At 72.9% G+C, this 11,916-nt stretch carries 8 protein-coding genes; 6 read left to right on the top strand and 2 right to left on the bottom strand.

Annotated elements, in window-relative coordinates:
* Positions 1 to 187: 187 nt before the first annotated feature.
* Positions 188 to 1,372, bottom strand: a complete 1,185-nt coding sequence (locus IH09_RS23525; protein ID WP_052859450.1) for a trypsin-like serine peptidase — start codon at positions 1,370 to 1,372, stop codon at positions 188 to 190.
* A 272-nt stretch (positions 1,373 to 1,644) separates the two neighbouring features.
* Between IH09_RS23525 and IH09_RS23520 the strand changes: the two genes are divergently transcribed.
* From IH09_RS23520 to IH09_RS23500, 5 genes are all read left to right on the top strand, one after another.
* Complete coding sequence (locus IH09_RS23520) at positions 1,645 to 3,039, top strand: diaminobutyrate--2-oxoglutarate transaminase family protein (protein WP_052859449.1); 1,395 nt, start codon at positions 1,645 to 1,647, stop codon at positions 3,037 to 3,039.
* On the top strand, positions 3,036 to 5,000 hold the full coding sequence (locus IH09_RS23515; protein ID WP_052859448.1) for an IucA/IucC family protein: 1,965 nt from the start codon (positions 3,036 to 3,038) through the stop codon (positions 4,998 to 5,000). The genes IH09_RS23520 and IH09_RS23515 overlap by 4 nt, the downstream gene beginning before the upstream one ends.
* Before the next feature lie 283 nt (positions 5,001 to 5,283).
* Entirely contained in the window at positions 5,284 to 5,985 is a 702-nt protein-coding gene (locus tag IH09_RS23510; RefSeq protein WP_052859447.1) for a GNAT family N-acetyltransferase, read from the top strand.
* Positions 5,986 to 6,151: 166 nt separating this feature from the next.
* Positions 6,152 to 7,918 carry an IucA/IucC family protein gene (locus tag IH09_RS23505; RefSeq protein ID WP_052859446.1) on the top strand — a complete coding sequence of 589 codons (1,767 nt, stop codon included), beginning with the start codon at positions 6,152 to 6,154 and terminating at the stop codon, positions 7,916 to 7,918.
* A 41-nt stretch (positions 7,919 to 7,959) separates the two neighbouring features.
* The gene (locus IH09_RS23500; protein WP_052859445.1) at positions 7,960 to 9,930 is read left to right on the top strand and encodes an ATP-dependent DNA helicase; all 1,971 of its coding nucleotides are present in this window, start codon (positions 7,960 to 7,962) and stop codon (positions 9,928 to 9,930) included.
* A gap of 90 nt (positions 9,931 to 10,020) precedes the next feature.
* On the opposite strand, the gene lexA is transcribed toward IH09_RS23500, so the two are convergent.
* Positions 10,021 to 10,812 carry a transcriptional repressor LexA gene (gene lexA / locus IH09_RS23495; RefSeq protein ID WP_052859444.1) on the bottom strand — a complete coding sequence of 264 codons (792 nt, stop codon included), beginning with the start codon at positions 10,810 to 10,812 and terminating at the stop codon, positions 10,021 to 10,023.
* Positions 10,813 to 11,348: 536 nt separating this feature from the next.
* Between lexA and nrdR the strand changes: the two genes are divergently transcribed.
* Positions 11,349 to 11,876 (top strand): transcriptional regulator NrdR, encoded by a 528-nt coding sequence (gene nrdR, locus IH09_RS23490; RefSeq protein WP_052859443.1) that lies wholly within the window; start codon positions 11,349 to 11,351, stop codon positions 11,874 to 11,876.
* Positions 11,877 to 11,916 lie beyond the last annotated feature (40 nt).

Genomic DNA, 11,916 nt, shown 5'->3' with positions numbered 1-11,916 from the left:
GCAAAACGCTCGGCTGGCAAACCCCAGCCGAGCGCCTGCATAAACTGCTCGCGACCTGATCAACACAACCACGTGTTGCGACGACCCCTAGAAACCGCCGAGTTCCTCCGGGGGCGGGCCTCCGTCGTACGGCGGGCCTTCGCGCGGTGCTCCGGCGTGCCGCGGGCGGCACCGCCCCGTCACCGTCCTACTGCTTGGCGGCCCACTTGTTGCTCATCGCGGAGAACATCGACTTGGCCTCGGGGCCCAGGTGCGGACCCGCCGACCAGCGGGCCGGGCGCGGCCCCATCGACATGTTGGAGACCAGGACCGGCTCGCCGTCCGCGCCCTTGACGAACCAGGGGCCACCGGAGGAGCCACCCGTCATCGTGCAGCCGATCCGGTACATGGTCGGCAGCTGCGCGTCGCGCGACAGCCGGGTCGGCTTGTCGGTGCACTGCTCCTGCACCGCACCGTCGAACGGGGCCTCGGCCGGATAGCCCTGCGCGGTCAGGCTCGGGATCTTGCCGATCGCCGGCGCGTTGAAGCTGACCTCGTACGCGCCGCCGGCCACCTCCTCCAGCGACTTGCCGCCGGTGTTCTCCTCGGGCTTCACATGCATCAGCGCGAAGTCGTACGGAGCCATCGGCACCCCCGGCACCGCGCCGCCGGCCTTGATCCACTGGTTGGACGTCGCCATGTCGTCCGCCCACCACTTGCCCGACGGCACGCGGTCCTCGAACGGCGTGGTCTTCATCTTGGCGGCCGACGCGCCGTTCCGGTTGAAGTTCGGCACGAACACCATGTTGCGGTACCAGCCGCCGCTCTTGCCGGCGTGCACACAGTGCGCCGCGGTCCACACGAGGTTGGACTTACCGGGGTGCGCCGGGTCCTTGACGACGGTGGCCGAACAGCGCGACTCGCCCTGGGGAGTGCTGAACAGCAGCAGCCCGACACCGGGCGCGGTCGAGGTGTACGGAGTCCGGACGGGCTTCGCCGCCACCGCCGCCGGCTCGGGATCGGTCTTGCCCTGGTCCTGCGAGACGTCCTCGGTCTTGCTGGGATCCTGCGGAGGCTTGACCTTCTCGATCTTGTCCGGGTTCCAGAAGTTCTTGATGATCGGGTTGATGAACTCCCCGGCCTCCCGGAGCCACTTGTCCTTGTCCCAGTTCTTCCAGTCGCCGTTCTTCCACTTGTCCAGGTCGATGCCGTGTTCCTTGAGCTTGTCCTGGATGTCCTGCGGAATCTTGAACTCACCCCCGGTGTCCTGAGCCGCGGACTGGCCCGGCTTGGCGTCCGCGCCACCGCCCTCCGGCCCGCAGGCGGTCGCGGTCATCGCCACGACGGCGGTGAGGGCGGCAGCGGCCAGGACCGGCCGACGTATGGATCGCATGGATGAGCTCCCCCTGAGAAATTCGATCTGAGCCTGTGCGGAACGGCGCCGTCGCGATCTTTGTCATGCACGTCAAGATCCCGGCGCGGCCCCCACTATGCCGGTGCCGTGAGGGACGGTGCCAGGCGGGCCCCCGGTTCCGGCCGCGGCAAGGATCTTGACACCGGCCGTGATCCTCCGTCGGCACCGTCGTTGGTACCTACGGGGGCGCCGGGCCGCCCGCAGCGGCCCGCGCGGCATCAGCAGCTCACCAGCAGGAGGACACAACTGCCGTGGCGTTGACCGAATCCGTGCCGGCGGCCGCCCCGCCGGCCCACGAGGGGATCCTGCGCCGGCAGTCCCTGCGTGAGTCCGCCGCCCGTACCTACGCGCGCTCGCTGCCCATCGTCCCCGTGCGCGCCCGCGGCCTGACCATCGAAGGCGCCGACGGCCGGCGCTATCTCGACTGCCTCTCCGGCGCCGGCTCCCTGGCCCTCGGGCACAACCACCCGGTGGTGCTCGAAGCGATCCGCGGGGTCCTGGACTCCGGCGCGCCGCTGCACGCCCTTGATCTGGCGACGCCGGTCAGGGACGCCTTCACCACCGAACTCTTCGCCACCCTGCCGGGCGAACTCGCGGAGAAGGGGCGCATCCAGTTCTGCGGACCGGCCGGCACCGACGCCGTCGAGGCCGCCCTCACCCTCGTCCGCACCGCGACCGGCAACGACGGCCTGCTGGCCTTCTCCGGCGCGCACCACGGCATGCCGCAGGGCGCGGCGACGGCCGCCGGGGGCGCGCGCCACACCGGAGCGACCCGGCTGCCCTATCCGTACGACTACCGCTGCCCGTTCGGGACCGGCGGTGAGCGCGGCGCCGAACTCGCCGCGCGCTGGACGGAGCATCTGCTGGACGACCCCGGGAACGGGGTGCCGCAGCCGGCCGGGATGATCCTCGAACCCGTCCAGGGCGAGGGCGGCGTGCTCCCCGCGCCGGACAGCTGGCTGCGGCGGATGCGGGACATCACCGCCGCCCGGCACATCCCGCTGATCGTGGACGAGGTCCAGACCGGCGTCGGGCGCACCGGCACCTTCTGGGCGGTAGAGCACAGCGGGATCGTGCCCGATGTGCTCGTCCTGTCGCAGGCGATCGGCGGCAGCCTGCCGCTCGCGGTGATCGTCCACCGCGAGGAACTCGACGTCCGGCGGCCCGGCGCCCCCGCCGGCGCCTTCCGCGGCAACCAGCTCGCCATGGCGGCCGGCGCCGCCACCCTCGCCCACGTCCGCGAGAACGGGCTCGCCCGGCGCGCCGGGGAGACCGGCGCCCGGATGCTCGCCCGCCTCGGCCGGCTCGCCGACTCCTGCGCCTGCATCGGCGACGTCCGCGGCCGCGGGCTGCTGCTCGGCGTCGAACTGGTCGATGCCGAGGCCGAGGCGGACGCCACCGGAGCCCGGCCCGCCGCCCCGGCGCTGGCCGCCGCCGTCCGGGATGCCTGCCTGGACCGCGGCCTCATCGTCGGACTGGGCGGCCGGCACGGCGCCGTCATCCGGCTGCTGCCACCCCTGACCCTCACCGACGAACAGGCGGACGCGATCCTCGACCGCCTCACCGACGCCATCGCGGCGGCGGTCCGTACCACCCCCGCGCCGACGGGCCCGCCCCCCACGACCATGCGAGGCACCTCCCCATGAACGAACGCACCGGCCCAGACGGGACCCAGGCCGCCGAGCGGCTCCTCGCCCACCATCCGGGCGCGGGGACGATCGAATCGGTTCCGCGCCAGCAACGGCACACCGCCGACGACCTGCGCCACGCACCCTCCGCGGGCACGGCCGGCACCCCGCGCCCCTACGACCGCGCCCTCCTCGGCGACGGCGGCGCCGACCCCCTGGACCACCCGGACCCGGCCGTCGCCGCCGACGCCGCGGGCACCGAGAACCTGCTGCGCTGCTGGGTCCGCGAGAGCGGCGCTCACCGCCCGCCGGACGGCCGGCTGCGCCTCCCGCTGCCCGCCAGCGCGACCGTCCTGCACATCCCCGTCCGCTACTGGTCACCCACCGGCTGGCACCGCCTCGGCGCCCCCGTCCTGGAAGGCGCCCCCGCCGACGCGGCTCCGCTGGACGCCGTCACCCTCGCCGCACTGCTGCACCGGGAGGCCGCGTACGGCGGCGGGCGCCGCGCGGCGCCCGGCCGCGCACACCCCGGCCCGGCCGGGGACGGCGCCGAACTCGTCGGCAGGGTCGCCAACTCCGTACAGAACACCGCCGTCTTCCTCGCCGACCGGCGCGCCCGCCCCGACGACGACCGCAGCGCGCTCTTCCTCGAAGCCGAGCAGTCCCTCCTCCTCGGCCATCCGCTGCACCCCACACCGAAGAGCCGCGAGGGCCTCTCGGACGCCGAGCGGCGCGCCTACTCGCCCGAACTGCGCGGCGCCTTCCCGCTGCACTGGATGGCCGTGCACCGCTCCGTCCTCGCCGCCGACTCCGCCTGGACCGAACGCGGTAAGACCGTCCCGGCCGAACGGCTCGCCGCCGGCCTCGCGGGGGACGGCCTCCGGTGCCCCGTGGGAACCGTCCCGCTGCCGCTGCACCCCTGGCAGGCCGGGGAACTCGCCGCCCGCCCGGACGTCGCAGCCCTCCTCGACGCCGGACTGCTGCACGACCTGGGTCCGTACGGACCCCGCTGGCACCCCACCTCCTCCGTCCGCACCGTCTACCGCCCCGGCGCGGACGCCATGCTCAAGCTCTCCCTGGGCGTGCGCATCACCAACTCCCGCCGGGAGAACCTCCGCAAGGAACTGGAGCGCGGCGTCGAGGTCCACCGGCTGCTCCGCACCGGCCTCGCCGAACGCTGGCAGTCCGCCCATCCCGGTTTCGACATCATCCGCGACCCGGCGTATCTCGCCGTCGACGGCGCCGCCGGCGAGCCCGTCCAGGGACTGGACGTCGTCATCCGCCACAACCCCTTCACCACCACGGACGACGCCGTCTGCATCGCCGGACTCACCTCGCCCAGGCCCGGCCGGGGCCGGACGCGCTCGCGGCTCGCCGCTCTCGTCACCACGCTCGGCGCCAGGACCGGCCGCACCGCGGGCGCCGTCGCCACCGAGTGGTTCCTGCGCTATCTCGAAGCGGTCGTCCGGCCCGTGCTGTGGCTCGACGGCACGGCCGGCGTCGCCCTGGAGGCCCACCAGCAGAACACCCTCGTCCTGCTGGACCCCGACGGCTGGCCGGCCGGCGGCCGCTACCGCGACAACCAGGGCTACTACTTCCGCGCCTCCCGGCGCACGGACCTGGAACGGCGGCTGCCCGGTATCGGCGCCACCAGCGACACCTTCGTCGCCGACGACGTCACCGACGAGCGGTTCGCCTACTACCTCGGCATCAACAACGTCCTCGGCCTCATCGGGGCGTTCGGCGCGCAGCGCCTGGCCCGCGAGGAGATCCTGCTCGCCGCCTTCCGCCGCTTCCTCGCCGACGCGGCCACCGCCCCCCGGGCCCACCGCTCACCGCTGCCGGAACACCTGCTCACCGCCCGCACCCTGCGCTGCAAGGCCAACCTCGCCACCCGGCTGCACGGCCTGGACGAACTCGTCGGCCCGGTCGACACCCAGTCCGTCTACGTCACCCTGTCCAACCCGCTGGCGTCCTAGGGCGTGCCGGCACAGTGGCGCCCGCGCCCTCTCCCGGTTACCGCCGGGAGGTGCCCCCACGCGGCGTTGCCGGGACCACCCCGGTACACCCGGTGCCGGGGGCGGCCCGCCACCATGCCGGACACCGCGACCCGCCCTCGGGGCGAACGACGCCACCGTGACGACACACGTCTCAGGGCCCGCGCGACACCCGGCGCCCGGCCGACCCACCCCAGCCCGCCGGCCCCGCCCCGCGACCCACCAGGCCCCGCGGCACCCGGGGCCACGAGAGGAGAGCGCCGTCGTGCCAGCCACCGACGCCGGCTTCACTTCCAGCTCAGACGACACCATCGACCTGCAACTCCCGCCCGAATGGGGCCTGCTGCCCGCCGCCAAGGACCGGCCCCCGGTGGCCCCCGACGCCCCGGCCGCCGGACCGCTCCTCGACAACCTGGCGGGCTGGGGCCCGGCCGACACCCCGGCCGGGCCGTTCGAACTCGTCCCCGTCCACCTGGACCGCGACCTCGCCCGGATCTCCGGCTGGATGAACGACCCGGCCGTCGCGGCCTTCTGGGAACTGGCCGGCCCCCAGGAGACCACCGCCGCCCATCTGCGCCGCCAGCTCGCCGGCGACGGGCGCAGCGTGCCCTGCCTGGGGGTGCTCGCTGACATCCCCATGAGCTACTGGGAGATCTACCGCGCCGATCTGGACCCGGTGGCCCGCTACTACCCGGCCCGGCCGCAGGACACCGGTGTGCACCTCCTGATCGGCGGCGTCGGCGACCGGGGCCGCGGCCTCGGCACGACGCTGCTGCGCGCCACCGCGGATCTCGTACTGGACCGCCGCCCGCGCTGCGGACGCGTCGTCGCCGAGCCCGATCTGCGCAACACCGCCTCCGTCGCGGCGTTCCTGGGCGCGGGATTCCGCTACGCCGACGAGATCGAGCTGCCCGGCAAACACGCGGCCCTGATGGTGCGCGACCGCGCCCACCGCCACCTCCTGTGACCCCGGGGCCGTCCATCGACGGCCCCGCTTCCGTACCGGACCCCGCACCCACACCGCCCCTGGACACCCGCCCCGCTGTCCGCCCCGCCACCCCTTCCCCGTCCGTCCCGCCGCCCCCGTTGTCCCCCGCACCTGCCGGGGCGGCCCCGTTCCGAGGAGTCCCACCTTGTCCTGTGCGCCCCAGCCCTCGCACCGCGCCTGGCAGCACGCCGCGCGCCGCCTGTTCGCCAAAACCCTCGCGGAGCTCGCGTACGAGGAAGTCCTCACCCCCGAGCCCGACGGCACCGCCCCCGACGGCACCCCCCGCTACCGGCTGCCGGTCACCGACGACCTGACCTACCGCTTCCGCGCCCGCCGCGGCGCCTACGGACACTGGCGCGTCGACCCCGCCTCGATCACCCCCCACAGCGATCCCCTCCACTTCCTCACGCACGCCCACGACACCGTCCTTGGCCTGTCCGGCGACACCACCGGCCACCTCATCCGCGAGCTGACCGCCACCCTCGCCGCCGACACCCGCCTCGACGCCACCGCCCTCAGCGCCGCCGACCTCGCCGACCTGGACTACGCCGACCTCGAAGGCCACCAGACCGGCCACCCCTGGCTCGTCGCGAACAAGGGCCGGCTCGGCTTCTCCGCCGCCGACGCGGCACTCTGGGCCCCCGAAGCCCGCATCCCGCAGCGACTGCCCTGGCTCGCCGCCCACCACGGCCTCGCCCACTACCGGGGCGTCCCCGCCCTCGCCACCCCCGACCGCCTCTACGGCGAGGAACTCAGCCCCGCCACCCAGGACGCCTTCGCCCGCACCGTCGCCGCCGAGGGCCGCGACCCCGGCGACTACCTCTACCTTCCCGTCCACCCCTGGCAGTGGGACGAGACCATCGCCCCGCTCTTCGCCCCGCAGCTCGCCGACCGCTCCCTCATCGCGCTGCCCACCGACAACGACCTCAGACTGGCCCAGCAGTCGATCCGCACCTTCCTCAACATCAGCCGCCCGCAGGCCCGCTCGGTCAAACTGCCGCTGTCCATCCTCAACACCCTCGTCTGGCGCGGTCTGCCCACCGAGCGGACCCTCGCCGCCCCCGCCGTCACCCGCTGGGTGCACGGCCTGCGCGACGCCGACCCGTATCTGCGCGACGAGACCCGGGTGATCCTGCTCGGCGAGACCGCCTCCGTCACCGTCGAGCACCCCCTCTACGACCGGCTGCCCGGCGTCCCGTACCAGTTCAAGGAGCTGCTCGGCTGCATCTGGCGGGAGCCGATCACCCGCTACCTCGACCCCGGCGAACGCGCCCGCACCCTCGCCGCGCTGCTCCAGACCGACCCGCGCGGCCGCGCCCTGACCGCGGAGCTGGTGCGCCGCTCCGGGCTGGCCCCGCGGCACTGGCTCCGCCGGCTGTTCGCCGCGCTGCTGCCGCCCCTGCTGCACTTCCTCTACCAGTACGGCACGGTCTTCTCCCCGCACGGCGAGAACGCCATCGTCGTCTTCGACGAGCACGACATCCCCACCCGGCTCGCGGTCAAGGACTTCGTCGACGACGTCAACACCAGCTCGGTACCGCTGCCCGAGCACGACTCGATGGCGGACGACGTCCGGGCGGTGCTGCTCACCGAACCGCCCGCCTTCCTCACCCAGTTCATCCACGCCGGCCTGTTCATCGGCGTCTTCCGCTATCTGGCGCCGCTCTGTGAGGAGCAACTGGACGTCCCCGAGGCCGAGTTCTGGTCCCTCGTACGGGCGGAGGTGCTGCGCCACCACGAGCGCTTCCCGCGCCTGAAGGAACGGCACGAGACCTTCGACCTGCTCACCCCCCGCATCGAGCGGCTGTGCCTGAACCGCAACCGGCTGCACGTCGACGGCTACCGCGACCGGCACGACCGCCCGCACGCCGCCGTCCACGGCACCGTCCCCAACCCCCTGCACGCCCTGTGAGCGAGACGGCTGTCAGTGGTCCCGCGTAGGCTTGCAGTGCTATGACAAAGTCCTCCCTCCCCGATCTGCTCCATGCCGCCGTCACCGCCGTAGGCGGCACCGAGCGCCCCGGCCAGGTGGCGATGGCCGAGGCCGTCGCCGAGGCCGTGGACGACCAGTCCCACCTGCTGGTACAGGCCGGCACCGGCACCGGAAAGTCCCTCGGCTATCTGGTGCCCGCGCTGGCCCATGGCGAGCGTGTAGTCGTCGCCACGGCCACGCTCGCGCTGCAGCGTCAGCTCGTCGAGCGCGATCTGCCGCGCACGGTCGACGCGCTCCATCCGCAGCTGCGCCGCCGCCCCGAGTTCGCCATGCTCAAGGGCCGCTCCAATTACCTCTGCCTGCACCGCCTGCACGAAGGCGTTCCGCAGGAAGAGGAGGACGGCCTCTTCGACCCGTTCGAGCAGGCGACGCCCACCAGCAAGCTCGGCAAGGACCTGCTGCGGCTGCGCGACTGGGCGGACGAGACCGAGACCGGCGACCGTGACGCGCTGACCCCCGGCGTCTCCGACCGGGCCTGGGGACAGGTCTCGGTCGCCTCCCGGGAGTGCCTGGGCGCCTCGAAATGCGCGTACGGCGCGGAGTGCTTCGCCGAAGCCGCCCGGGAGCGGGCCAAGCTCGCCGATGTCGTCGTCACCAACCACGCGCTGCTCGCGATCGACGCGATCGAGGGCGCCCCGGTCCTCCCGCAGCACGAAGTGCTGATCATCGACGAGGCCCATGAGCTGGTCTCCCGGGTCACCGGCGCCGCCACCGGCGAGCTCACCCCGGGCCAGGTCAACCGCGCCGTCCGGCGGGCCGCCAAGCTCGTCAACGAAAAGGCCGCCGACCAGCTCCAGACGGCCGCCGAGTCCTTCGAGCGCCTGATGGAGCTGGCCCTGCCCGGCCGCCTGGAAGAGCTCCCCGAGGACCTCGGCTACTGCCTGATGGCGCTGCGCGACGCGGCCCGTACGGTGATCAGCGCGCTCGGCACGACCCGCGACAAGTCCGTCCAGGACGAGGACGCCGTCCGCAAGCAGGCCCTCGCCTCGGTGGAGAACGTCCACGCGGTCGCCGAGCGCATCGCGAACGGCTCCGAGTACGACGTGGTCTGGTACGAGCGGCACGACCGCTTCGGCGCCTCCCTGCGGGTCGCGCCGCTGTCGGTCTCCGGGCTGCTGCGGGAGAAGCTGTTCGCGGACCGCTCGGTCGTCCTGACCTCCGCCACCCTCAAGCTCGGCGGCGATTTCAACGGCGTGGGCGCCTCCCTCGGCCTCGCCCCGGAGGGCACCCAGGGCGACGACATCCCGGTCTGGAAGGGCCTGGACGTCGGCTCGCCCTTCGACTACGCCAAGCAGGGCATCCTCTACGTCGCCAAGCACCTGGCGCAGCCGGGCCGCGAGGGCAGCCGCACGGACATGCTCGATGAGCTCGCGGAGCTGATCGAGGCGGCCGGCGGCCGCACGCTCGGGCTGTTCTCGTCGATGCGCGGTGCCCAGGCCGCGGCCGAGGCGATGCGCGGCCGGCTCGATATGCCGGTTCTGCTCCAGGGGGAGGAGACGCTCGGTGAGCTGATCCGCACCTTCGCCTCCGACGCCCGTACGTGCCTGTTCGGCACCCTGTCGCTCTGGCAGGGCGTCGATGTGCCGGGGCCGAACTGCCAGCTGGTGGTCATGGACCGGGTGCCGTTCCCGCGCCCGGACGATCCGCTGATGAGCGCCCGGCAGAAGGCCGTGGAGCAGGCGGGCGGCAACGGTTTCATGGCGGTCGCCGCGACGCATGCGGCCCTGCTGATGGCCCAGGGCGCCGGCCGTCTGGTGCGCGCCACCGGGGACCGCGGTGTCGTCGCCGTCCTCGACCCCCGGGTGGAGCGGGCCCGCTACGGTGCGTTCCTGCGCAAGTCGATGCCGGACTTCTGGTACACCACCGACCGCAATCAGGTCCGCCGCTCCCTCGCGGCGATCGACGCGGCGGCGAAGGCGGCCGAGTCGTAGGGGGCGCGGGTGTCCGCGCCGGGCCGCGGAGCGCAGCACAGAGCCCCGGAACCGGCGCAGTGGTTCCGGGGCTCGGTCGTGAGGGGCGGGTCAGACCCGCCGCAGCACTGCCACCACCTTGCCGAGGATGGTCGCCTCATCGCCGGGGATCGGCTGGTACGCGGAGTTGTGCGGCAGCAGCCACACATGGCCGTCCTCGCGCTTGAAGCGCTTGACGGTGGCCTCGCCGTCCAGCATCGCGGCCACGATGTCGCCGTTCTCGGCGACCGGCTGGCGGCGGACGGTGACCCAGTCGCCGTCGCAGATCGCGGCTTCGATCATGGAGTCGCCGATGACCTTCAGCACGAAGAGCTCACCGTCGCCGACCAGCTGGCGGGGGAGCGGGAACACATCCTCGACCGACTCCTCGGCGAGGATCGGGCCGCCGGCCGCGATCCGGCCGACCAGCGGGACGTAGGACGCCGCGGGCTTGCCGGCGGTCTCCGTGGCCGCGCTGGTGGTCTGGTCGGAGCCGCGGACCTCGTACGCCCGGGGGCGGTGCGGATCGCGGCGCAGAAAGCCCTTGCGCTCCAGAGCCATGAGCTGATGGGCGACGGACGAGGTGCTGGACAGCCCCACGGCCTGGCCGATCTCGCGCATCGATGGCGGATAGCCGCGCCGCTGGACCGAATCCCGGATTACTTCGATCACCCTGCGCTGGCGGTCGGTGAGTCCGGAACTGTCGGCCCGAATCCCTGGCGGCCGGCCCGGCAGCGAACGTGCGGGCTTCTGCTCTTCGGGGTCCAACGTGGCGTCGTCCATCGGCGGTTTCCGCGGCTGCTCGAATCGGCTCTGGGAGTGGCTCTGTGCGGTGATGGTCGCGCTGTCTGCGGTGGTGGTCACGTCGGCCCCTCTCGAAATGTTCTCCCTAGTTAGCCAACGGTAGTTGCTTTCGAAAGGTTGCGCCAAACACACGTTCGAGTGAAAATTCGCTGATTGGCTGACCCGATCAAGTGGCCGGGTGTATAGCGAAAAGGCATTTCGGGCCTTTGGGATGCGTTTCCGCCCGGGTTTACCGGCCGGACCGCCGGCGCGCAATTGCCGTCGTCACGGGCCGCGCGGGCCTCCACATCGTGGCCGATTCTGTCATCCCCGCCCCTGTGCCCCGCCGCCCGGGTGGCTTCCCGTACCCTCATGGGCGACCTCCCGGCCCGCCTCCGTCGCGACACGCGGTAGGCGGATATACGCACCCCGACACCACATCTAGTGCTTAGGTGCGTTTGGTCGCCTACAAGTTGTGGTGCTGGTCCTGCGAGGCTCCGGGGATCGCCTATGCTGGTGACTCCTCCGAAGGGTCCGTACGGACCGGCCGGAGGCAGTTCAGCCGTACGCCGGGTTCGATGGCGTACGCCCGTATCCGAGGTGAGGAGGGTGGAGCCGTGCACTGCCCCTTCTGCAGGCACTCGGACAGCCGAGTGGTGGACAGTCGGACCACCGACGACGGCACCTCGATCCGCAGGCGCCGCCAGTGCCCCGACTGCTCCCGCCGTTTCACGACCATCGAGACGGCATCACTGATGGTGATCAAGCGGAGCGGGGTCACCGAGCCCTTCAGCCGCAACAAGGTCATCGCGGGGGTGCGCAAGGCGTGCCAGGGCCGTCCGGTCACCGAGGACGCCCTCGCCAAGCTCGGCCAGCGGGTCGAGGAGGCGGTGCGCGCCACCGGCAGCGCCGAGCTGTCCACCCATGACGTCGGGCTCGCCATACTGGGCCCGCTGCGGGAACTCGACCTCGTCGCGTACCTGCGCTTCGCATCCGTGTACCAAGCCTTCGACTCGCTCGAAGACTTCGAGGCGGCCATCGCCGAGCTGCGCGAGCAGCGCGAGCAGCGGCCGCCCGCGGGGGACTGCGGGACCGGCAAGACGGCCGGCGGCCCGGCCGTTCCCGTGCCCGCCACCGCCGACTGAGTTCGGCGCACATAACCAGGACCTGACCGGGGTCTGTGAG

The organism is Streptomyces celluloflavus (genome assembly GCA_000720995.1).
GTDB lineage: Bacteria > Actinomycetota > Actinomycetes > Streptomycetales > Streptomycetaceae > Streptomyces > Streptomyces celluloflavus.
This window is presented reverse-complemented; position numbering and strand designations above follow the sequence as displayed.